This window comes from Pedobacter sp. T50_32, assembly GCF_057652195.1.
In genome coordinates this window covers 321,140-343,198 of record NZ_JBYFBY010000001.1, presented here as the reverse complement: position 1 = coordinate 343,198, position 22,059 = coordinate 321,140, and the positions used below count along the sequence as shown (strand labels likewise).

The following is a 22,059-nucleotide window of genomic DNA, read 5'->3' as shown; positions in this document are numbered from 1 at the left end:
ATGGAAACCATATTAACGTTTTTAGATACTATTGGTATTAAATATGCTTTTTTGGAGATTGAAGACGAAGGTTTTTTACCTGGACTTGAGCTCCGAGAAGGGGTTATCATTATTGATTTGAAAAGGTTGAAATACGAGGGGGATATTTTGCATGAAGCTGGGCATTTGGCGTGTATGCCTCCAGATGTAAGAACTGGTATGACTGGTGTTTTGCCTAATAACGACATGATGCAAGGTGGTGAAATGATGGCGATGGCTTGGTCTTTTGCAGCTTGTAAACATTTGCAACTAGATACTACGGTAGTTTTTCATGAGTTCGGTTACAAAGATGAATCTAAAGTGCTAATTGAAGCTTATGAAGCAGGGCATGGACCTGGCATTCCGTTGTTGCAGTGGTTGGGCATGTGCTACGATGAAAGAAATGCAGCACAAAATGGAGCGAAACCATTTCCGCACATGACCCAATGGCTTTGCACAGAAAACAAGTACACCGCTTAGGTTTTACGGCAATTTATTTAAAAAAAAGGAAAATTTAAATAAGTGCTTTTTATATATTTGCGCACACAATAGGCCCCGTAGTTCAACGGATAGAATAGAAGTTTCCTAAACTTTAGATAGCAGTTCGATTCTGCTCGGGGCTACTTTTTAAAAGCATCAATCAGATAATGGTTGGTGCTTTTTCTTAATTTGTAAATATGAATGTAATATGTTAGTTTAGAGAAAATTAAGTGCTCATATCTCACGTGCTTTGGAAAAACTCCAATTCACCCTTTACTTATCAAATAGTCATTGACATTTTGATATCGAAAATGGGTAGGTTTATCGTTATTAATTAATAAGAAACTATGAGGGCCCCAGAATTATCAACAGTTCCTGAAAAGCTAGATAAAATTATCACTCGAATTAACACTGGTGATATTAGGATACCAGCATTTCAACGAGCTTATGTTTGGAAACAAAATCAAATTTTAGACTTGCTCGACAGTATTGTAAAGAACTATCCAGTAGGAAGCGTTTTACTTTGGAGTACGAGCGAGCGTTTGAACCATACTCGAAACATAGCAGGTTATAGTATACCAGAAACAGGAGAAGAATATCCCGTAAATTATGTTTTGGATGGGCAGCAAAGAATTTCCTCGATTTATGCGACTTTTAGTGGGAAAACTAAGCAAGATATTAGTTCTGCAAAGTATAACCCTAATTTGGATATTTTTGAGATCTATTATGACTTTAGTAAACAGGAGTTCATGCCAAGAGAAGATGTTGACCCTGAAGGTAAAAGCGTAATTTATTTGCGAGATTTTTTGGATGGAGCTAAACTAATTGATTTATTGCAAGTTCTTGACTCAAGATATCATCAAGAAGCAAAGGAACTTTATTCTAAGTTTATAAATTATGAGTTGCCAGTGGTAACTATAAAAAATAGAGAAAAAAGTGAAGTGGGAATTATTTTTGAAAGAATTAATAATACAGGGACAAAACTTTCCACTCTCGACCTTATGACTGCCTGGACTTGGACAGATGACTTTCATTTACTTGAATCAATGAACTCATTGCAGGAAGAATTAGAAGAGAAAAATTTTGGAGATTTAACACAAAATATTCTTTTGCAGGCTATTTCAGGTGTTATACAAAATAATACGACAACTAAGTCCGTAACTGAACTGTCAGGTGAGGAAATTAGGGATAATTGGGATAATTTTTGTGAGGCAATAAAGCGAGGGATTGATTTTATTTGTTCTGAATTAAATTGTTTACATATCGATTTTCTGCCTTATCAACAGCAAATTGTTGCAATAACCAAATTCTTCTCAATTTCAGGGAGCCCTTCGGCAGAACAATTGGAAGTATTGAAAAAATGGTTTTGGAAAACGTCTTTTTCGAATAGGTATTCTACAGGTCAAACGACAGATAAAATGAATGTCGATATTGAAAGAATAATTGAGGTTAGAAATAATGATTTTAAAGAAGTCGAGAATTTAAAATATTCAACGGTTAAAAGTGATCTAATGGAAACTAAATTTTCAAAAGCAAACCCTTTGACCAGAGCATTCTTACTTCTTTTAGCTCAGCACAAGCCTTCCGATTTAGTGAAAAATTCAAGAATAGATATCACACAATCTTTATCGAGATACAATAGAAAACAATATCATCATATTTTTCCAAACGCATTTTTGCGTAAGCAGGGTTTCCCCCAAAATAAGATATTTAGCATCGCAAATTTTTGTTTTCTTCCTGCTGATAGCAACAAGAAAATATCTAGTAAAAAACCTTCTGATTATTTCTTTAATTTGATTCCTCAGGTAAGGTTTAATGAGATACTATCTAGCAATTTAATTCCACTTACAAAGGAGTTATATCAGAATGATAATTACAATGACTTTTTAGAAAAAAGAGCTGAATTATTACTGAATGAGATAGATAAAGTTACTAATTAATGAGTTGTGAGCGCAAATATATCATTGTGCTGGTAAGTAAGTGTACACACCAAAGACTTTTGTTATTGGGGAATTTATATTAATAAGACCATGGGTAAAATTTTCACATTTATGTTGTTATTGTTTACAAGTCTTGCGTTTGCCCAAAGCCAAACCAAACCAATTAATACGGTTCAACAGAAGCCAATTGCTGAAAATGCTATCTATCAGTTATTTCCTACGAAAAATTATTGGACTTTTTTAAAGTTAGATACGCGGAATGGGAAGATTTGGCAAGTGCATTTTAGTGTCAAAGATGATGATGCACAAGGAGAATTAGTTTTAAATTCCTTGTCTTTAATTAGTAAAGAAAAAGAAATTAAGGGCAGGTTTACTCTATATTCTACAGAAAACATATATAACTTTTTGCTACTCGATCAAATTGATGGAGAAGTATATCAAGTTCAATGGTCTATGGATGAAAAAAACAGAGGTGTTTTCCCGATAAAATAAAGTATTCCCGCTAGCGCAACCGCCCCGCTTGTGCTTCCACACCCTCCCCTAAACAATCCCCATAACCCGTATGTTAACCTATAAACAAACATATCATTATGGCAAAGCAAAAGGCAAAAGATCCGTGTTGGAGTGGTTACGAGCAAGCGGGTACCAAGAAGAAAGATGGCAAGACAGTTCCAAATTGTATAAAATCGGAGAAGAAAACGAAAAGCAAAAACTAAAAAAGCCACTGCAAAGTACCTAGCATACTTATTTAATGCTCCGTTCTGCTTGTTTATTCCAAAGTTGCGCTTCTGGACTGCTCGGTTGGCATCGGCGAGTGCAAATTTGCAGTCTCCGAGAGATCATTTGCGCTTCGGAAGCGCTCCGTTGCACTTCCCGATCGCTCGGTTCTACCCCCGAACTGCAACAGAGCATTAAATTAACCCGTCGTAGTATTCGAGTTAAGCTGTCGAGCATTCGCTTAAGCCATTATACCATTACATTAAAAGTATTTGCTATAAAAAGAATGGTCTGTTAGGTTAATTCTGCCCAACAGACCATTACAAAAATACTCGGTTACACTGTTAGGTGTCACCATTGCTGGCTTTAGTTCTCTGAAAAAACTGCTTCAATTCCCTAAGCTTGTTTTCGTAGCTTTCGCCACCAGCGCCCGCCATAAAATTAGTGTAGGCATAATCTAGCAAGGCAGCCTGATAGTTGTCGTAATCGTGTAGCGTTTTTGCACCTTTTAATTTCGTTAAAACACTTTCTAATTTGGTAATAATGTCTTCCATTAAAAGTCGGCTGCTGTAATCTCTGTCAAACTCACCCCATTCTACCTGCGATGTTTGTAGTTGTGGTTGGTTGTTGTGGAAATCAAATACTTTGTTCACAAAAAGCTTGTTCTGCTCGTTAATGCGTCCATACTTTTGGCGGTCGGTAGCCGAAACAACAAGGGTAATGGCAGCTAATGCAGTTTCTAATTGTGTTACTGCATCTTTGGCTGCGGTAGCTTCTGCTGCGCTTAGATGCGTGTTGTTCAAATTGGTTAATCCCATAGTTCAATGTTTTTTAGGTGAGATATTTAGTTAGTTATGAAGCAATAGACATTGCTCTACTAAAAATAGCTGCTTATAACCTTTTCTCAAATAATTGAATAAGAGTTTCTTATAGCTAAAAGGAATAGAGGCCAGTGAGAATCGTATTCTGTAGACGCATCAACAAAAAAGGTTTCCCATTGCTGAGAAACCTTTATAAAATTGCTTTAAATCGAACTTAATAAACGCCGCCGCCTATACCAGCGCCAAGCGGAATTCTAATGCCTAACTGTAGCACGGTAGAGCTTGGTGCCGGATTGGTTCCAGTCACTCCATCGCGGGTGTTAGAAGTGTTATTGGCTGCTAACGCAAAACCAGCTTCTACAAATACATAAGGATTGCCAATTCTGTACTGCAAGCCAGTGTTTAAACCTACCGTTAAACCACTTAGCTTTGCGCTTTCGGGTGCAACAACGCTTGCTTGGTTGTTGGTGATACTGTACTTGCTGTTGCCAAACTGGTAATTAGCAGCAAAAGGGAAGTACCAACTGAAATCGGTTTCGTAAGAGCCAATGAGGTGAAAGGTAGCAACTACGCCAACAGACATAAATGAACTGCTTTGGTCAAATTTTGTAATACCATCATCGTAAGTGGTCTTCATAGGCAGGCTGTAGGAAATGCCTAATCCGGCGGCGACTTTCTCACGGAAATAATAAGATCCGCGGAGGTGTACACCTGGCGACGCTTTTCCAAATTCAGATCCGTAATTAGTGTAGGTTGCACCAGCACTGGCGCTCAACTGTGCCTTGGCGAAAAGGCAGAATGCTCCCATAAAGGTGAGCGTTAAAAAGATTTTCTTCATTAAAAATGTTTGTTTAGATGCCCTAAAGTACTAAAACTTTAGGTAATTCCTAATTGCCTTTACACAAAGTTTAAAAACAATGTATTGCAATGTGGCTATCCAAACAAATGCTTTAAAATAGGCCATCGTTCTTCGTTACGGATGATGACAGGCGTGAGCAAAATGGGTACTGCTACAGCTACCAAAAAGGCATCCCAACCGAAGTAAGGCACTTGCCTAAAAATGATGATGTAGCAGAAGAAGACGATCATATGTGTAAAATACATCACGGTGCTGCAACGCCTTAAAAAGGCATTGTTTTTAACGTTGTCTAAGTTCCAAGATAAGGTGCTGTAAAATAAAGTAACTGGCAATAAGGCAAACACTAATGCAGAAAATACATCGACCTTAAAAACCTGAAAAACGATAGCAATAACAACCAGAGGCAATAAGATTGGACGAGAAAGTTTGATTTTGCCAAGGGCAATCATGCCTCCCATCAACAGGTAGAACATACCCGTAAACAGTCGCCCGGTTAAAAAGAGGTATTTTACCACTTTGCCCAAGGCATGCACGTATTTGTTATCGGTTTCGGTTTCTACGCTGTAATTAAAAATCATCGCCACAGTTAATACCAATATAGAGATGAAGAAAATGGTATTGATTTTTAGGTTGATCCAAATGAGGAGGTAGATAAAAGCGATGGAATAGATCATCGACAACAAAAACCAGAGCGGCCAGGAAAAGTAATTTTCGCCGAAAAAGAAAGTTCCGCGTAAAAACAGTACAAGGTCTTGTGATAGGGAAAGATCATTGGTTGCCGCCCGCCAAATGGTAATGGGTAAGAAAATGATGGTCCAATAAACGTAGAGGCTGATAATTCGTTTAAGATAAGGCCAAAGTGCTGCCAATTGGGCATCTTTATCTGGCTTGGCAAATACTTTTGCAAACAAAAAATAGCCCGCAGCCATAAAGAAATAGGGCACTACGAGGAATAGAATACCGTTCCAGATTTGTAGAAACGTTGGGTTGGTAATGTCTTTAAAGGGATGCGTGTGGCCAGCAACGACCAAGAGCGCCAAGATGAATTTAGTAATGTCAATTCCCTTGAATTCCCTTCTAACTGATGAGCGAGTAGTTGTATCCATATAGCCATATCATTTAGAAAGCCGTGGTTTGTACCAAAGCATTTCATATTAATGGTTGCGCTGATGGGAGCGTTCCTGAGAGCATTCAAGATCGTTCCTAAGAGCGTTTGTCAGTAGTTGATCAACAGGCAGGCGTATATTTGGTATCTTGTTAAGTATAAAGATATTAAAAGCTTAACAAAACGTAAAACTAATTTGTTTGGAGCTGTTGTAAAGATTGATAAGCTTAAGGTTGGAATTAAACGAATAGGCTTCATAAAAAAAGGATAAGTCAAGCGACTTATCCTTTCCTGATTGATTTAATATTTCTTAATTGGTCTTTGTGAAGTTGTCATTGTGCGTAACGGTTTGTCCGCCTGTTACCACAGAAAGCTTCATGGCACCAGGTGTAACGTTAGATGGTACTGCCACCACAATGGTATTTTCTGTTACGCTAATTGGTGTAACGTTTACGGTACCAAATAACACAGAGGCGCCATACATGCCCGGATAAAAACCAGTGCCCCTAATGGTAATTTGCGTGCCAGCAACACCCGAGGTAGGCGAGAACGAGGTGAAAGATGGGCCTAATATCTCAAATTCTCCTGGGATCACAATTCTACGATTAGATGGGTCTACTGTCAATTTCACTTTTCCAGCATTTATCCCAGTAGGTACAATAACTCTTAAATTGGTGCTAGAAGTTGCCGTTCCGTAAGAATTAACCGTACCGAAAGCAACATAGTAGTTACTGCCTTGAATAAAGTTTCCGGTAATATTTACTTCTCTTCCTGGAGCACCAGCTGTTGGCGAAAAGCTTGTTGCGCTGTAGTCAACTACCTTTAGTTTTTTCGGTGCCTGTATTTCGTGCGGTCCAACCTTGTAATACAAAGTATGATCGCCCTGAGAAGTGTTGGTAGGCACTTGGTAACTAAAACTGGTACTAGAGCTGTAAGAAGCATCTTGGTAGGCTTGCGTGCCCAATTTGATCATGGCCCTGCCAGTGGTATTATCGTAGCGTGTTGGGAAATTGCTGCCAGTAATGGTAATAGTTTGCCCTGGCAACACAGTTTCTGGACTAATAGCGGTAATTTGTGGAGCTGTTACCGTAAACACACCTGGTAACACTTTTTTCTGCCCGTTAATCAATACTGATATCTCAGAAGTTTCCGTCACGTTAAACGGTACTGTTACTTGGTTAGGGTAATTGTATACAGTAGCTTGCTGACCTCCGAAATAAACGGAAAAGTTATTGCTATAGTAACTGGTAGGTAAATTATCTCCAGAAAGGATTACTAATGTGCCAACTGGGCCGGTTTTAGGAGAAAAATCTCTTACGGTAGCCAACATCGTAAAGTAATGTGAGTTAGAAGCCATAGCGCCATCTACCGAAACCGTAACCTGTACTTGTTGGTTATGCGAAGCGGTCACACCTCTAGGTACTTCAACCGAAATTTCGGTGTCTGTGGCTGTAATTACCTTTGCCTTAATGTTCTGAAAGTTTACTACCAAGAAATTAATATTAGGATTGTAGAACTTTCCCGAGATTTTTACAATATCGCCTGCTTGTCCCGATGTAGGTAATATACTAGTACTGTTGGGTCTTGGTAAGCTTACCGATAAAGTAGAACCGAATGCCGTTCCCTGGTCGTCGGTAATATAGGCCCTTGCCCAAACTATGTTACCGTAAATTGCGCTAGTGAGATTAATATTTTCGATAGTTTTGCTAAACTCACCTTCGCCCGGATTGGCACCTAAAGAAACTTTGGTGCCAGTTGTTACATCGGGATTTTGATTGTTAGTACTGTAAACAAAACCGTAATCTTTTAGGTTATGCTTACCTTTAGAAACGATGTTGCCTACCAAGGTAATACTGTTGGTCGAAATAGCCGTAGCAGAAAGTGTTTGTACTTCTGGCGGAGCAAATTTATCTTTCTTACAAGCAATTACTGTTATTGCCAGAAAGCAAAAAAGAGCTAATTTTTTCATGATTGAGTTGCGTTAAAATACATAGCCAATACGTATACCATTCATTAGCGTGGTTCCAAATTTACCCGTAGAATTATTAGAGTAGAAATTTGGAGTAGTTGCCGATTGCCCTGTAGTAGTTATTTCTGGTGTTTTATAATCAGTTTTTGAATAGCCCAAATTGAACTCATAGCCTAGAAAAAAGTTTTTAGCCATGTAGAAATCAAATCCGGCAACGGCCGATATGCCAAAGCGGGTATAAGCACCTTCAGAAATTCTTGTAATTGTGCTGTAGTAGTATGGCGGATTATTAGTTTGAATAATTTGGGTTTCTATCCAACCGTTCTTCACTGTAGTGGTGTTGGCGTTGGTAGATGTTTCTTGTTTTGCACTTTTTGTGCCCCAAAATGCGTCTGCGCCGATATAAGGAGATAATCGTTTAGTACCCTTAAAGTGTTTTTCGATACCGATATTTAACCCAAAGCTAGTGCTCGTTCTTTTATCGTTAGTAAAAGAAGCTTGTGTGCCGTACGGCGTGCCATAATTTTGGGTCGAATCTAAAGTGTTTACGTTAAATCCAATCCTCAAGGCTAATTGTGGCGACAGGAAATATCTACCTTTAATCTGATTGAGTACATTGTTGAAACTCAAGTTTCCTTTAAAAGGGTTGAAATTTAATTCGGTAGCGAAGCTTCCTTTGGTGGGTTTAAAATCAGAATTTTCTGATTCTTGAGCGCTTGCATAAAGCGTAACCATCGCTAAAGCGACGGTGAAAAGCATTTTCTTCATTAGACGAGTTAATTTGTTTTTTTTGCGAATATAATTCTTATTCGCTGAAAGCTAGTCTAATAATTAAACTTTTAGTTGATGATCGCATTGTTAAAATCCACGAACAACTTAAACAGATTTTCATAGGCTGTTAACGGCAATGTTTTGGCAACATCATCCACATCATGATAGGCACTTACGCCACCCTGTGTATATAGAAAAAACGCAGGCACTCCTTTCTCGGTAAAAAAATGATGATCGCTGTTGGCTGCTTTCCCTCTGGGATTAATTTTAGGTAGATATTTTTTCTGGTCGTTAATTTTGTTCAGCAAAGCAAACTCTTTTGGATGAATGGTAGCGTTTACTACTGTAGCTCCTGCATCACCGTTACCAAGCAAATCCAAATTCCACAAAAAGCGAATGTTTTTTAAAGGGAATAGCGGGTTTTCAGTAAAGTATTTAGAACCTAACAAGCCTATTTCTTCTGCCGCAAAGGCGATGAAGATCATGCTGTACTTAGGAGGGTTTTTAGCGTAGTGCTTTGCCAAATCTAACAGCATAGCCACACCACTAGCATTGTCGTTTGCTCCCGGGAAATAAGTTTTGTCGCCCATTCCACCCAAATGATCGTAATGTGCCGTAAATACAATTATCGAATCTGGTTTTGCGGTTCCCTTTACCATAGCGGCAACGTTTGCAGCTGTAAAGTTGGGTACAAGCTCATTTTCAATATTGATTTCAAAGTTCAAAGGTTGATACTGAACTGTTTTCTTATTGATTTCGATTACGGTATATTCTTCCTGTTTTTGTGATACAGACCAAGTTAGCTTTGGTTGTGAACTGAAGACAATGTATGCGTCTTTGCTCACAAAAGTGATGCTGTCTTTTTGGATTAAGCTACCTTTCTTATTAGTTCCTTTACTCGCCTGATGTACGATAAAATCCGTTCCCGCAATTAACTTCTTCCCATTTAGCCTCAGGTTCATTTGGCTAGGAAAAGTGTTTACAGGGAAAGAAAACTCTTGTTTGAAGTCGTTGTCGCCCAGAGCGACTAAACCGAAACGTAAGAATTCTTTTTCAATAAAATCAGCGGCTTTTTGCATGCCGTTCTTCGTGTAGCCTCGTCCCCAATATTTTTTAGAACTTAAAGTATGGATGGTCTTTTTAGCATAGTTTAAATCTTGTGCTAAACCATTTAAACCAAAAAGAAGAAAGGCAGCGATAATAACGAAACGGTACATACGAAAAATGCTTTGTGACTACAATATATAAAATTGCAAACACAAAGCATTTGTATTGTTTTTAAAAACCTAGCCTTTAATTAAATAAGCATTGATGATTTTTGTAATCTCTTCTTTGTTTTTGGCCGAAGTCCATTTTTCTTTAACCGACTGCGCATTAGCTGCGAAGAATTTCTCGTAAAGTAATTTGTTATCTACTTTAGGTGCTAGTTTAATTACTGCATTAGCTGCAAAAACATTGTCCCAAATATCGCGGGCATCTTTCCAGAAACCTTCGTTCTTTTTCCACCATTCTTGTGCGTAGGTAAAAGAGGAAGGGTCAGTTTTTACGAATTCTTCCAAGCCTTTTTCTTGCGCTATCAGCTCATCTGCTTGTCCTGGTTTACGTACCATTTTTTTATTGTCTTGCTCAAACATCCAGCCTGTTGGCGTTAAATACACAAAGTTGCGACGGTTTAATACATTGTAGTCGCTACGTTCGGTGTGCTCACGACGAGGAAGCGGCGAATCTGCGTAGCTCAACCATTGAGATCTGCCATCAACATGTACCCAAGTACCAATAGATTGGTATCTAGGGCTATCATCTACCTGAAATACTTTTTGTGTCCATTTACCCTTGGTTTCTGCGGGTTTTAAGGTTACAGCTTTCCAAGTATCTTCCTTGTCAAACGCTAATATTTTCGGATCTTCATAAGTCCAATCTTCACGCCAGTGTTTAATAATCATGCTATCGCCTCTCATTACCAACAAATGCTGAATTACAATTTTCTTTGGAGAATCCTCAACAATAATGGCAATTTCCTTTGCAGAAGAGCGATGTCTGCCATGATATTCATATTCTCTAACCGGCGAAAATGTCTCCGCATAGTTAAAACTTACTTTATAAAAGCCTGCTAAAGCTTTAATGGCATTTCGATCTTGCTCAAGCTTGTTTTGTGCATTGGCAAATACACCAGATAATAGTAGGATTGCCAAAAGTTGTAATTTCTTCATTGTCTTATAATTGTATATGTTATTTAGAATTGTTCCAAACAGACGCAAATTAACAAGCAATATTTCTGATAAACAAATTATTTTTAATTATTCTAAATAAAGAAAGAAGGGTGGCGCTTCAGTTTGATGTTGCCGAACCTTAAAATCAGAGGAAAATGAGGCCCTAAATGCAAAAATCCCAAGCAGGAAACTGCTTAGGATTTAAATTAATTTATGGGTAGGCTACTATTACCTGTGTTGAATAATCTGTCCGTTAAACAGTCTTTCGTTATTACCAGCATTAACTTTACCACCTGCAATAATGGTGTAGAAATTAGCCTTTACAAACGTTGTAGGTTCTAAAGTGGTTTTTATAGCACCAGAAACATTATCCTTAATCTCAAAAGTTACCGAACCTGCATCTATTGCTGTAAAACCACTGTATTCTTTATATTTTTTGTTAGCAACCAAGTTGCCTGTAGCGTCTTTAACGTGTAAATCTAAAGCTGTAGCATCTGGCGACAAGTTAATGAAACGAACGTAAGCCTTTTCTACTGAAGCATTAGAAAAGTCATCTGTTAACAACAAACCATCAAAGTTTCCAGTGGTACCTGTTAAATATAAAGTAGAGAAGTTATTGTTGGCAACACTAATGCCTGTTTTGGTGTAAACTGCTGCCGTTTCTCCAGCTACATTAAATTTAGCTTCGTAAGTGCCCTGAGGCAATTGCGTGTATTTAACACCGCCACCGTAAGGTAAATTAGCCGAGTTTAATTTCGATCCGTTAATATAAACATCGTAAGTAGAAAGCGAAGGCGATGCGTTGTAAACACTTAAAGAACCAACGTTAATTTGTTCTTGGTCGCTTCTGCCACACGCAGAAATTAAAGTTGCTGTTACAATTGCAAAAAGAGCGTATAAAGTTTTTAAGGAAAATTTATTCATGTTCTGGAGTTGATAATCGATTTAGTTTCAAATATACAAATATTGGTTTTATCGGCTTTAGTATGATGTTAAACTTTGTTAAATGACCAATTACCTGGCATTGGTATTTCTCAATACGTTTGGTTTGCATGTTTTGCTACAAGGTTTTGAAAAATAATATTGTAAGCTAACATTTGAAAATGATTGTAAATTCCTCTTGGCTTAGCCAGCCCCGCTTTCCGCTTCTGCCGATGAAGAATCGGCATCCGCTTCAATCGGGTTTAACGAACTTAAACCTGTGCATAACAATAACTAGATAACGCTGCTACGTAGATTGTTCTTTGCGTCAGCTTTGAAAAACCTTTGCGGTAAAATAAACGCGAAGAACAGAAGAGTTGCGCAAAGGACGCAAAGCCGAGGTCAGACTTTTGCCTTCTAAACCCGATACTGGCGGATACCGGCCTTGTGGCTAAGGCCAAGTGTAGTATGAGCCAAGTAGCGGGACTGAACCTAAATAGTAGTACTTACCTAGCTTTTCAAATTAAATTATGAAACTCAAGTCTTTACTCCTTTATCCTTACTCCTGCATAGGGTTAAAAAATCATAAACAAAATGTAAAAAAATGCGAATTGTATTGCACAACTCATTTTTTATTTAAACCTTTGCGCCACAATCAATTCAATACAATTGATTGGATTAAAAAATGAGTAAACAAATTGTACATAAATTATCTGTTTTAGATGCCAAAAATATGGCGCCTAACGGCTATTTTATTGAGCGTTTACACCCTATATTTCATATCACTACAAGTCGGCAACTCTTTACGCCGCGGATTTAAGTCTTACCCTAGGGAACTTAAAACCCATGAGGAATTGATCCTCAATAAAAACCCAATTAACAAGAATACCATATTTTTTCGTTAAAGAATTAATGAATAATAACGATTTTATAGTGCAAGTCGCACTTCCTGAACATCGTGTTTTTGCAGAAGAAATAGTTGAAGAGATGGCCGAGTCTGCGAAAGCTAGAGGTACGGGTATCGCTAAACGTTCGCCAGAATACGTTGCTGGTAAAATGCAAGAAGGAAAGTCAGTAATCGCTTTCCACAAGGATGGCACGTGGGCTGGATTTTGCTACATCGAAACATGGAGTCATGGTCAGTTTGTGGCCAACTCGGGACTAATTGTAAGTCCGAAATTTCGCAAAGAAGGTTTAGCCAAAGCAATTAAAGAGGAAATTTTCGCTTTGTCGAGAAAGCTGTACCCTAAAGCAAAAATCTTCGGTTTAACTACTGGTTTGGCAGTAATGAAAATCAACTCTGATTTAGGTTACGAACCAGTTACCTACTCGGAACTTACCCAAGATGAAGAATTTTGGAAAGGCTGCCAAAGCTGTGTCAACTTCGAAATCTTGAAGATGAAGGAGCGCAAGAACTGCATGTGCACAGCTATGTTGTACGACCCGAAGGAGAAAAAACACGAAGCTGCCAAAGAATTTGCGGAAGAGCTACAGAAAAAACCAAAGCTTTATGAACGTTTTATGCGCATTAAGCAGCGTTTAATTGAAAAGAACAAGGGAGGCAGCGACCTTAAATCACTATTGTTGTTTTTGGCCGTTATAAATAAATAGAATTGAAATATAACCACATAGAAACATAGGAAGCTTGAAATCTATGTGCCTATGTGGTAAACAATAAAAGTAAAATACAAGATGAAGAAAAAAGTTGTTTTAGCATTTAGCGGAGGTTTAGATACCTCATTCTGTTGCATTCATTTAACTAAAGACAGAGATTTAGAAGTACACTCGGTGGTAGTAAACACAGGTGGTTTTTCTGAAGAAGAGCTAAAGGAAATTGAGGCACGGGCTTATGCTTTAGGTGTAACATCGCACGCTGCGGTAGATGAAACCGAAAACTATTACAACGATAGCATCAAGTATTTGATTTTTGGTAACGTATTGAAAAACGCGACCTACCCGTTGTCGGTAAGTGCAGAGCGTGTTTGCCAAGCTACGGCAATTGCCAATTACGTAAATAAGATTGGTGCCGATTATGTGGCTCACGGTAGTACTGGTGCGGGTAACGACCAAGTGCGTTTCGATATGATTTTTAATATCCTAATTCCTGGTGTTGAAATTATTACGCCAATTAGAGATTTGAAATTATCACGCGAAGCGGAGATAGAATATTTAGCTAAACATGGGGTGGTTTACACTGCAGAGAAAGCGAAATATTCGATTAACAAAGGTTTGTGGGGTACTTCGGTAGGTGGTTCAGAAACATTGACTTCGCACCAAACTTTACCAGAAAGTGCTTGGCCAACGCAAGTAACCGAAACCGAAGCTAAGAAAGTAGAATTAACTTTTGAAAAAGGTGAATTGGTTGCTGTTGATGGCGAGAAATTAGAGCCAGTGAAAGCTATCCAAAAATTACAAGCTATTGCTGCTCCTTTCGGAGTTGGTCGTGATATACACGTTGGCGATACCATTATTGGTATTAAAGGTCGTGTAGGTTTTGAAGCGGCAGGGCCGATGGTCATCATCAAAGCGCACCACGCTTTAGAAAAGCACACCTTAACTAAATGGCAGTTGAGCTGGAAAGAAAACTTGTCATCATTTTATGGTAACTGGTTGCACGAAGGTCAATTCCACGATCCAATTATGAGAGATATGGAAGCTTTCTTAAGCTCTACGCAAAGCACTGTTAACGGTAAAGTATTCGTAGAGTTGTTGCCTTATCGTTTCCATATTGTGGGTATCGAAAGTGCTAACGATTTAATGAGTAATAAATTTGGTAGCTACGGCGAGATGAACAATGCTTGGAGCGGTGAAGATGTAAAAGGTTTCTCTAAAATCTTCGGTAACCAAGTAATGATTTGGCATAAAGTAAACGGAGAGAAGTAGTTTTTGAAGGTATAAGGTTTGAGGTAAAAGGCGTAAGGTTATGCGCCAAGACCCTAAGCCTTACACCATAAACCCTTAAACCTAAAAATATGATAAAAGCAGGAATTATTGGAGGAGCAGGTTACACAGGTGGCGAGATGCTACGTATCTTGGTAAACCACCCACAAGTAGAAATTGCTTTTGTAAATAGCAGCAGCAACGCTGGGAACTTGATTTCAGATGTTCACACCGATTTATTTGGTGATACTGACTTGAAGTTTACAGACCAAATTTTGCAAGACATCGACGTATTGTTTTTATGTGTTGGTCATGGTGATGCGAAGAAGTTTTTAGAAGTAAATCCGATTGATGAGAAAGTTAAAATCATTGATTTATCTCAGGATTTTAGACTAGTTCAGAACTCACAACTCGCAACTCGTAACTTCATTTATGGATTGCCGGAACTGAACAAGGAGAAAATTGCTTCGGCACAAAATATTGCTAATCCAGGTTGTTTTGCCACTTGCATTCAGTTGGGTTTGTTGCCTTTAGCTTCTAAAGGTTTGCTGAAAAGCGAAGTGCATATTAATGCTACTACAGGTTCAACAGGTGCCGGACAAAGTTTGAGCAAAACTTCACACTTCAGCTGGAGAAACAACAACCTTTCTATATACAAAGCTTTTGAACACCAACATTTGAATGAAATCGGCGAGAGTTTAACTCAGTTGCAAGGTGAAGTAAAAGAAGCTTTGAACTTCATCCCACAACGTGGCGATTTTACCAGAGGAATTTTGGCTGCAATGTACATCGAAAGTGATTTGACAGAGGAGCAAGCTTACGAACTTTACGAGAGCTATTATGCCGGTCATTCGTTCACTCATGTAAGCCGGAAAAACATCGATTTAAAGCAAGTGGTAAATACCAATAAATGCCTTGTACACTTGGAGAAACATGGCAATAAATTATTTATCATCAGCATTATAGATAACCTTTTAAAAGGTGCCAGCGGACAAGCAGTTCAGAATATGAACTTAATGTTTGGCTTGGAAGAGAATAGTGGTTTGCGCTTAAAGGCTGCGAACTTTTAAACACCCTGTCATGCTGAGCTTGTCGAAGCATCTGCAAACGATTATACAGATCCTTCTTTCTTCAGGATGACAACAACAACGAAAAAATGAACTTATACGACGTATATCCATTAAACGACATAGAAATCACGAAAGCATCAGGCAGCAATGTTTGGGATGCTAACGGACAAAAATATTTAGACCTTTATGGCGGTCATGCGGTAATTAGCATTGGTCATACCAACCCACATTATGTGCAACGTTTAACCGAGCAATTAAACAAAGTTGGATTTTACTCTAACTCGATCAAAATTCCTTTGCAAACACAGCTGGCAGAGAAATTAGGTCAGGTTTCTGGTAAAACCGACTACCAGTTGTTCTTGTTGAACTCTGGCGCTGAAGCGAACGAAAATGCTTTGAAACTAGCTTCGTTTTACAACGGAAGAAAGAAAATCATAGCATTTAAAGGCGCTTTCCACGGACGTACCTCTTTAGTAGTTGCCGCTACGGATAATCCGAAAATTGTAGCACCAGTTAACGAAACCGAGAATATCACATTCTTGCCTTTCAACGATGAGCAAGCATTGGCTGATGAATTTGCTAAACACGGAAATGAAATCGCTGCGGTAATCATCGAAGGCATTCAAGGTGTTGGCGGCATTAGAGAAGCTTCAAAAAGTTTCTTACAAAAAATCCGTTCACTTTGTGACGAATATAACGCAGTTTACATCGCTGATAGTGTACAATGTGGCTATGGCAGAACAGGACAGTTTTATTCGCACGATTGGGCTGGCGTAGATGCCGATATTTACACCATGGCAAAAGGAATGGGCAACGGATTTCCTATCGCTGGGATTTCTATCGCTCCGAAGTTTAAACCTTGGCACGGACAACTAGGCACTACTTTCGGAGGTAACCATTTGGCTTGCGCTGCGGCGTTAGCGGTGTTGGAAGTAATCGAGAAAGATAACTTGATGAAAAATGCTGAAGAAGTAGGAACTTACTTAATTGAGCAATTGCAAAAATTTGAGCAAGTAAAAGAAGTTCGTGGTAGAGGTTTAATGATTGGCATTGAATTGCCAGAAGAATTGGCTCACGTGAAGAAAGATTTGTTGTTCAAGCATTTCGTGTTTACAGGAGAAGCTAAACCTAATGTAATTCGTTTGTTGCCAGCTTTAAACTTAACGAAGGAGCATGCAGATGAGTTTTTAAGTGCTTTTGAGAAAGCGGTTAATGGTGTAGGGTATAAGGCTTAAGGTTATGAGGGACTACAAAAAACTCGATGTTTGGAAAAAGGCGCATGAGCTGAATATGTTCATCAAAAAGAGTATTGCCACGCAATTTCCCAAAGAAGAGCGATTTGAATTAGCCTCTCAATTAACTAGAGCTTCACTATCCATCCCTTTAAATATTGTAGAAGGATGTGGAAGATTTACTGATAAGGATTTTGCCCATTTTCTAGATACAGCGTTAGGTTCTACAAATGAAATAGATTATTGTTGCTTATGTGCTTTAGAATTGAATTACATAAGTGAAGAAGAATATAATAAAGTGAACCAGTCAATTAATGAAGTTAGAGCGATGCTAATTTCGTTTTTGAAATTTTTAAGAAACGGTGCAGGAAAACCTTAAACCCTATACCTTAAACCTTATACCTTTTAAAATATGAAGTTGTTTTCTTCCGTACATGATGTAATCGACATCAAACAATTAGTATCAAGTGCTTTGGCGCTGAAGGCAAGTCCTTATGCGTATGGCGATTTGGGCAAGAATAAAACCCTCGGATTGGTGTTTATGAACCCGAGTTTGCGTACGCGTTTAAGTACCCAAAAGGCTGCCCTTAACCTAGGAATGAATGTGATGGTGATGAACATGGATAAGGAAGGTTGGGCTTTGGAAACGCAAGATGGTATCATCATGAATGGTACAACTGTAGAGCATATCCGCGAAGCTGCTGCCGTAATGGGCGAGTATTGCGATATCTTGGGTTTGCGTTCTTTCCCGAAGTTGCAAGACAGAGACGAAGACTATAACGAAGAGTTTTTTAATAAGTTCGTGAAGTTTTGTGGTGTGCCAGTGGTGAGTTTAGAGAGCGCAACCAGACATCCTTTGCAAAGTTTGGCAGATTTAATTACCATCACAGAAACTAATCCAATTCCTATTGCAGATAGAGCGAACGGAAAAGTGCCGAAAGTAGTTTTGGCTTGGGCACCGCACATTAAACCCTTGCCGCAAGCAGTTCCAAACTCGTTTGCCGAGTGGATGAGTAGAGCGCAGGCAGAAGGAATGTTGGATTTTACCATCGCACAACCAGAGGGATTTGAACTCGAAGAAAGTTTCACTCCAGGTGCTAAGATTTCTCATAATTTAGATGAAGCTATCGCTGATGCTGATTATGTTTATGTGAAAAACTGGAGCAGCTACAAAGAGTATGGTAAGTTATTAGATTTCCCAGAGGGATGGATGATGAACAACGAAAAACTAAAGTTAACCAATAACGCAAAAGTAATGCACTGTCTACCTGTTCGTAGGGATTTAGAACTGTCTTCAGAAATATTGGATGGGCCAAATTCATTGGTAATCCACGAAGCTGGAAATAGATTGTGGTCTGCGCAAGCGGTGTTAAAAGCAATGTTGGAGGAATTATAAAAGCAGAAAGACTAAAGCTAAAAGCCCAAAGCTTTTAGCGTTTCGCTTTAAACTTTAAGCTCAAAAAAAATGCAAAAACTAAAACACGAACAAATACAATATATCGAATTCCTATCAGCAGATGTTAATAGGGCAAAGGATTTTTATACCAAGTGCTTTGGTTGGAAGTTTACCGATTACGGACCCGATTATACTGCGTTTGAAGGTGAATATGTTGATGGAGGATTTACCACAGGCGAACCCGTTAATGGAACTGTTTTGGTGATACTTTATTCATCAGACCTTGAAGCGACGAGAGACAAAGTGTTGGCTGCGGGCGGAACAATTGTGAAGGATATTTTTAGCTTCCCTGGAGGTAGACGTTTCCAATTTACCGACCCTGACGGCTACGAATTAGCAGTTTGGTCGGAATAAAAATGCAATTTGTCAGGCTGAGCCTGTCGAAGCCCAACATTCCAACTTTTCAACAGATAAAACAGCGTAAATGCAAAAACTAACCATCATAAAAATCGGCGGAAACGTCATCGATAACTCCGAAAATTTGCATCATTTTTTGGAAGATTTTACTGCGTTAGAAGGACCGAAAATCTTAATTCACGGTGGTGGTAAAATTGCGACAGAAACTAGTGCTTCGTTAGGTATTGAAGCAAAGATGGTTGATGGAAGAAGGATTACCGATATCGATACTTTGCGTGTGGTTACGATGGTTTACGCTGGGTTAATCAATAAGAACATTGTGGCGCAGCTGCAAGCCAAGGGAGCAAATGCTATCGGTTTAACCGGTGCAGATGGAAATATCATCAAAGCAAAAAAACGTCCGGTAAAAGAAATTGATTACGGTTTTGTAGGTGATTTGGACGAAAGCTCGGTTTCGGTTAGCTCGCTTTCCAACTTGCTACAAGCTGGATTTGTACCTGTGCTTTGTGCCATCACTCACGATGGTAAAACGCAATTACTGAATACCAATGCAGACACAATTGCATCGGCGGTAGCTGTAGCTATGTCGAGTGCTTATGAAACGCATTTGGTATATTGCTTCGAGAAAAAAGGGGTTTTGAAGGATGTAAGCGATGATGCCACGGTAGTAAGAGAAATCCGTTCATCAGATTTTGAACCGTTTAAAGCGGATGGCACTGTTGCAGGTGGAATGATACCGAAATTGCACAACGCTTTTGAAGCGATTAATAAAGGTGTTACTTCGGTTTATATTGGCAAAGCCGATGAATTAGCGGAAATTGAAAAAGGGACTTTTGGAACGAAATTGTTGAAATAAGGTATAAGGTTTAAAGGTGGAAGGTATAAGGTTTTTGACCTAGCTTAGCCATATCGTCATTGCGAGGCACGAAGCAATCTTAAAGCGAATGAGATTGCTTTGCAAAGCTCGCAATTACGGAATAGGTTGGTGTTTGAAAACTATGCATTCCCCTCTTTTAGAGGGGTGCCTGAAAGGCGGGGTGTTTGGTTGTGGTTTGCACAAATGAAGTATACTAAACCTGATAGTAGCGGAAATACTTTTTTATTGCGCCCAACTTGAAAGATTGCTTCGTCGTTCCTTCTCGCAATGACGGAGAGGGGGGCATGACAAGAAGTTTAAAAAAGATTGAAGCGAATAGCAGGACTGAACAATAAAAAGAGCACAAAAACTGCTTTTCAAAATAAAATAATAAACATCGAAACATCGGTGAAATCATAAAATCTGTGTAATCACAAAACAATGAAAAAAATAACCATTATCGGTAGCGGAAATATCGGACTTTCTTTAGCGAAAGGGCTGGTCAACAAAGCTTATTGCAAGGCAGAAAATATCACTTTAACCCGTAGAAACATCAAATTGATGACGGAAGAAGTGGCTGCTGGTTTTAATGTAAGCGACGATAATTTAGCTGCAATTGAAGGTGTAGATATTGTTGTTTTAGCAGTTTTGCCGCAACAATTGAAGAAAGTTTTAACGCAATTGGCTCCAGCGGTAAATCCAGAAAAGCAATTGTTTGTGTCGGTAATTTCGGGGGTGAGCTGTGCCGATGTTCGCAAAGAACTTGGCGAAAATGTGCAGGTAATTAGAGCAATGCCAAACACCGCAATTTCTATTGGTCAGAGCATGACTTGCGTAGCTACAGACACTGCTACGGAAGAAAATTTGAATGAAGTAGTGACTTTATTCGAAACTGTTGGTGCTGTGGTAACTATTCAAGAAGATTTAATGACGTCGGCAACTGCTTTATGTGCTTGTGGTATCGCTTTCTTTTTGCGTAGCATTAGAGCGGCATCGCAAGGTGGTGTAGAAATTGGTTTTCATGCACACGATGCCTTAAAAATGGCAGTGCAAACGGCAAAAGGAGCAGCAGATTTGCTGTTATTGAACGAAACGCACCCAGAAACTGAAATAGATAAAGTAACTTCGCCGAAGGGTTGCACCATTGCAGGCCTGAATGAAATGGAACATAATGGCTTCAGTTCGTCGCTAATTAAAGGAATTAAACTATCGGCTAAAAAAGCTGGCGGGTTGTATAATGAATAGAGCTAAAGGCTTAAAGCATTTTAGCAAGAGGTTTTATGAGCTTTTAGCCTTGGACTTTCAGCTTTAAACACACAAAATGATTGAAAAACTAATTAAAGAAAGTACTGAATTATTGCGTGATTTAATCCGTATTCAGTCTTTTAGCAAGGAAGAAGATAGGACTGCGAATTTAATTGCGCAGTTTTTAGGAGAGCATGGTATTAAAGTTAACCGTAAGCTGAACAATGTTTGGGCTTATAACAAATATTTTGATGCTGCTAAACCAACAATTCTATTAAATTCGCATCATGACACGGTTAAGCCAAATTCGGGCTATACTCGCGACCCTTACGATGCTGCCATTGAAGATGGCAAGTTGTTTGGTTTGGGTAGTAATGATGCTGGCGGTTGTTTGGTATCGCTAATTGCGACTTTCTTGTACTTCTACGAGCAGGAAAATTTAAAATATAACTTCTGTTTGGCGGCAACTGCTGAAGAAGAAATTTCGGGTAATGATGGCTTAGAATTGGTAATCCCAGATTTGGGAGAATTGGAATTTGCCATTGTTGGAGAACCTACGGAAATGCATTTGGCTATTGCCGAAAAAGGCTTGTTGGTAATCGACTGTACTGCTCACGGAAAAGCCGGTCACGCAGCTAGAGAAGAAGGCGAAAACGCGATTTACAAAGCTTTGCCAGATATCGAATGGTTTCGCACTTATCAATTTCCAAAGGTATCTGATGTTTTTGGTCCGGTTAAAATGACGGTTACGATTATTAACGCTGGTTCGCAACACAACGTAGTGCCTGCAAATTGTACTTTCACCGTTGACGTTCGCGTAACGGATGCCTACACCAACGAGGAAGTGGTAGAAATCATCAAGCAGCATGTAAACTGTGAAGTGAAACCACGGTCGGTGCGGTTAAAACCATCATCAATCGATAAAAACCACCCAATTGTGGTATCGGGCGTTGCTTTAGGAAAAACCACTTACGGTTCTCCAACAACTTCAGACCAAGCGTTACTGTCTATCCCATCGTTAAAATGTGGTCCAGGTTTTTCTGGTCGCTCGCACATGGCAGATGAGTTTTTATATGTCGATGAAATTAGACAGGGGATTGAAGGTTATATCGCGATGTTGAAACCAGTGGTGGGGTTGAATTAGCACAGGAT

Annotated in this window: 22 protein-coding genes and 1 tRNA gene; 15 read left to right on the top strand and 8 right to left on the bottom strand. The window is 39.0% G+C overall.

The window, feature by feature from the left end; all coding sequences use genetic code 11:
* The 5 genes from AC23ME_RS01510 to AC23ME_RS01490 all read left to right on the top strand — a co-directional run bounded on the left by AC23ME_RS01510 (position 1) and on the right by AC23ME_RS01490 (position 3,154).
* Positions 1–498, top strand: coding sequence for a hypothetical protein (locus AC23ME_RS01510; protein ID WP_487725978.1), 498 nt, complete (start codon positions 1–3; stop codon positions 496–498).
* Between the two features lie 71 nt (positions 499–569).
* A tRNA-Arg gene (locus AC23ME_RS01505) sits at positions 570–641 on the top strand.
* Between the two features lie 204 nt (positions 642–845).
* A complete protein-coding gene (locus tag AC23ME_RS01500) occupies positions 846–2,438 on the top strand; it encodes a GmrSD restriction endonuclease domain-containing protein (protein ID WP_487725977.1) in 1,593 nt (530 codons plus the stop codon).
* Positions 2,439–2,528: 90 nt separating this feature from the next.
* On the top strand, positions 2,529–2,930 hold the full coding sequence (locus AC23ME_RS01495; RefSeq protein WP_487725976.1) for a hypothetical protein: 402 nt from the start codon (positions 2,529–2,531) through the stop codon (positions 2,928–2,930).
* Positions 2,931–3,028: 98 nt separating this feature from the next.
* Positions 3,029–3,154: a hypothetical protein gene (locus tag AC23ME_RS01490; protein ID WP_487725975.1), complete on the top strand. Its 126-nt coding sequence runs from the start codon at positions 3,029–3,031 to the stop codon at positions 3,152–3,154.
* A gap of 345 nt (positions 3,155–3,499) precedes the next feature.
* On the opposite strand, the gene AC23ME_RS01485 is transcribed toward AC23ME_RS01490, so the two are convergent.
* The 8 genes from AC23ME_RS01485 to AC23ME_RS01450 all read right to left on the bottom strand — a co-directional run bounded on the left by AC23ME_RS01485 (position 3,500) and on the right by AC23ME_RS01450 (position 11,814).
* Positions 3,500–3,973, bottom strand: coding sequence for a hypothetical protein (locus tag AC23ME_RS01485; protein ID WP_487725974.1), 474 nt, complete (start codon positions 3,971–3,973; stop codon positions 3,500–3,502).
* Between the two features lie 217 nt (positions 3,974–4,190).
* A complete protein-coding gene (locus AC23ME_RS01480; RefSeq protein WP_487725973.1) occupies positions 4,191–4,814 on the bottom strand; it encodes a hypothetical protein in 624 nt (207 codons plus the stop codon).
* Positions 4,815–4,909: 95 nt separating this feature from the next.
* On the bottom strand, positions 4,910–5,941 hold the full coding sequence (locus AC23ME_RS01475) for an acyltransferase family protein (RefSeq protein WP_487725972.1): 1,032 nt from the start codon (positions 5,939–5,941) through the stop codon (positions 4,910–4,912).
* Positions 5,942–6,250: 309 nt separating this feature from the next.
* On the bottom strand, positions 6,251–7,909 hold the full coding sequence (locus AC23ME_RS01470; RefSeq protein WP_487725971.1) for an IPT/TIG domain-containing protein: 1,659 nt from the start codon (positions 7,907–7,909) through the stop codon (positions 6,251–6,253).
* A gap of 12 nt (positions 7,910–7,921) precedes the next feature.
* Positions 7,922–8,677: a BT1926 family outer membrane beta-barrel protein gene (locus AC23ME_RS01465; protein WP_487725970.1), complete on the bottom strand. Its 756-nt coding sequence runs from the start codon at positions 8,675–8,677 to the stop codon at positions 7,922–7,924.
* A 71-nt stretch (positions 8,678–8,748) separates the two neighbouring features.
* The gene (locus tag AC23ME_RS01460) at positions 8,749–9,897 is read right to left on the bottom strand and encodes a M28 family metallopeptidase (RefSeq protein WP_487725969.1); all 1,149 of its coding nucleotides are present in this window, start codon (positions 9,895–9,897) and stop codon (positions 8,749–8,751) included.
* 69 nt (positions 9,898–9,966) lie between these two features.
* Positions 9,967–10,890, bottom strand: a complete 924-nt coding sequence (locus AC23ME_RS01455) for a DUF6607 family protein (RefSeq protein ID WP_487725968.1) — start codon at positions 10,888–10,890, stop codon at positions 9,967–9,969.
* A gap of 228 nt (positions 10,891–11,118) precedes the next feature.
* The gene (locus tag AC23ME_RS01450) at positions 11,119–11,814 is read right to left on the bottom strand and encodes a DUF4397 domain-containing protein (RefSeq protein WP_487725967.1); all 696 of its coding nucleotides are present in this window, start codon (positions 11,812–11,814) and stop codon (positions 11,119–11,121) included.
* Positions 11,815–12,723: 909 nt separating this feature from the next.
* Between AC23ME_RS01450 and AC23ME_RS01445 the strand changes: the two genes are divergently transcribed.
* From AC23ME_RS01445 to AC23ME_RS01400, 10 genes are all read left to right on the top strand, one after another.
* Entirely contained in the window at positions 12,724–13,422 is a 699-nt protein-coding gene (locus AC23ME_RS01445; RefSeq protein WP_487725966.1) for a GNAT family N-acetyltransferase, read from the top strand.
* 81 nt (positions 13,423–13,503) lie between these two features.
* The gene (argG, locus tag AC23ME_RS01440; RefSeq protein WP_487725965.1) at positions 13,504–14,694 is read left to right on the top strand and encodes an argininosuccinate synthase; all 1,191 of its coding nucleotides are present in this window, start codon (positions 13,504–13,506) and stop codon (positions 14,692–14,694) included.
* 89 nt (positions 14,695–14,783) lie between these two features.
* Positions 14,784–15,761 (top strand): N-acetyl-gamma-glutamyl-phosphate reductase, encoded by a 978-nt coding sequence (gene argC / locus AC23ME_RS01435; RefSeq protein WP_487725964.1) that lies wholly within the window; start codon positions 14,784–14,786, stop codon positions 15,759–15,761.
* Positions 15,762–15,847: 86 nt separating this feature from the next.
* On the top strand, positions 15,848–16,996 hold the full coding sequence (locus AC23ME_RS01430; protein WP_487725963.1) for an aspartate aminotransferase family protein: 1,149 nt from the start codon (positions 15,848–15,850) through the stop codon (positions 16,994–16,996).
* 4 nt (positions 16,997–17,000) lie between these two features.
* On the top strand, positions 17,001–17,372 hold the full coding sequence (locus tag AC23ME_RS01425) for a four helix bundle protein (protein ID WP_487725962.1): 372 nt from the start codon (positions 17,001–17,003) through the stop codon (positions 17,370–17,372).
* Positions 17,373–17,405: 33 nt separating this feature from the next.
* Positions 17,406–18,389 (top strand): Rossmann-fold NAD(P)-binding domain-containing protein, encoded by a 984-nt coding sequence (locus AC23ME_RS01420; protein ID WP_487725961.1) that lies wholly within the window; start codon positions 17,406–17,408, stop codon positions 18,387–18,389.
* Between the two features lie 69 nt (positions 18,390–18,458).
* A complete protein-coding gene (locus AC23ME_RS01415) occupies positions 18,459–18,803 on the top strand; it encodes a VOC family protein (protein ID WP_487725960.1) in 345 nt (114 codons plus the stop codon).
* Between the two features lie 70 nt (positions 18,804–18,873).
* Complete coding sequence (argB, locus tag AC23ME_RS01410; protein ID WP_487725959.1) at positions 18,874–19,662, top strand: acetylglutamate kinase; 789 nt, start codon at positions 18,874–18,876, stop codon at positions 19,660–19,662.
* 441 nt (positions 19,663–20,103) lie between these two features.
* Positions 20,104–20,907 carry a pyrroline-5-carboxylate reductase gene (proC, locus tag AC23ME_RS01405; RefSeq protein ID WP_487725958.1) on the top strand — a complete coding sequence of 268 codons (804 nt, stop codon included), beginning with the start codon at positions 20,104–20,106 and terminating at the stop codon, positions 20,905–20,907.
* A gap of 76 nt (positions 20,908–20,983) precedes the next feature.
* Positions 20,984–22,051 (top strand): M20 family metallo-hydrolase, encoded by a 1,068-nt coding sequence (locus AC23ME_RS01400; protein ID WP_487725957.1) that lies wholly within the window; start codon positions 20,984–20,986, stop codon positions 22,049–22,051.
* Positions 22,052–22,059: the final 8 nt, after the last annotated feature.

Coding starts and splice junctions, on each gene's coding strand:
- AC23ME_RS01510 (WP_487725978.1), top strand. CDS start 1: ATGGAAACCATATTAACGTTTTTAGATACTATTGGTATTAAATATGCT.
- AC23ME_RS01500 (WP_487725977.1), top strand. CDS start 846: ATGAGGGCCCCAGAATTATCAACAGTTCCTGAAAAGCTAGATAAAATT.
- AC23ME_RS01495 (WP_487725976.1), top strand. CDS start 2,529: ATGGGTAAAATTTTCACATTTATGTTGTTATTGTTTACAAGTCTTGCG.
- AC23ME_RS01490 (WP_487725975.1), top strand. CDS start 3,029: ATGGCAAAGCAAAAGGCAAAAGATCCGTGTTGGAGTGGTTACGAGCAA.
- AC23ME_RS01485 (WP_487725974.1), bottom strand. CDS start 3,973: ATGGGATTAACCAATTTGAACAACACGCATCTAAGCGCAGCAGAAGCT.
- AC23ME_RS01480 (WP_487725973.1), bottom strand. CDS start 4,814: ATGAAGAAAATCTTTTTAACGCTCACCTTTATGGGAGCATTCTGCCTT.
- AC23ME_RS01475 (WP_487725972.1), bottom strand. CDS start 5,941: ATGGATACAACTACTCGCTCATCAGTTAGAAGGGAATTCAAGGGAATT.
- AC23ME_RS01470 (WP_487725971.1), bottom strand. CDS start 7,909: ATGAAAAAATTAGCTCTTTTTTGCTTTCTGGCAATAACAGTAATTGCT.
- AC23ME_RS01465 (WP_487725970.1), bottom strand. CDS start 8,677: ATGAAGAAAATGCTTTTCACCGTCGCTTTAGCGATGGTTACGCTTTAT.
- AC23ME_RS01460 (WP_487725969.1), bottom strand. CDS start 9,897: ATGTACCGTTTCGTTATTATCGCTGCCTTTCTTCTTTTTGGTTTAAAT.
- AC23ME_RS01455 (WP_487725968.1), bottom strand. CDS start 10,890: ATGAAGAAATTACAACTTTTGGCAATCCTACTATTATCTGGTGTATTT.
- AC23ME_RS01450 (WP_487725967.1), bottom strand. CDS start 11,814: ATGAATAAATTTTCCTTAAAAACTTTATACGCTCTTTTTGCAATTGTA.
- AC23ME_RS01445 (WP_487725966.1), top strand. CDS start 12,724: ATGAATAATAACGATTTTATAGTGCAAGTCGCACTTCCTGAACATCGT.
- argG (WP_487725965.1), top strand. CDS start 13,504: ATGAAGAAAAAAGTTGTTTTAGCATTTAGCGGAGGTTTAGATACCTCA.
- argC (WP_487725964.1), top strand. CDS start 14,784: ATGATAAAAGCAGGAATTATTGGAGGAGCAGGTTACACAGGTGGCGAG.
- AC23ME_RS01430 (WP_487725963.1), top strand. CDS start 15,848: ATGAACTTATACGACGTATATCCATTAAACGACATAGAAATCACGAAA.
- AC23ME_RS01425 (WP_487725962.1), top strand. CDS start 17,001: ATGAGGGACTACAAAAAACTCGATGTTTGGAAAAAGGCGCATGAGCTG.
- AC23ME_RS01420 (WP_487725961.1), top strand. CDS start 17,406: ATGAAGTTGTTTTCTTCCGTACATGATGTAATCGACATCAAACAATTA.
- AC23ME_RS01415 (WP_487725960.1), top strand. CDS start 18,459: ATGCAAAAACTAAAACACGAACAAATACAATATATCGAATTCCTATCA.
- argB (WP_487725959.1), top strand. CDS start 18,874: ATGCAAAAACTAACCATCATAAAAATCGGCGGAAACGTCATCGATAAC.
- proC (WP_487725958.1), top strand. CDS start 20,104: ATGAAAAAAATAACCATTATCGGTAGCGGAAATATCGGACTTTCTTTA.
- AC23ME_RS01400 (WP_487725957.1), top strand. CDS start 20,984: ATGATTGAAAAACTAATTAAAGAAAGTACTGAATTATTGCGTGATTTA.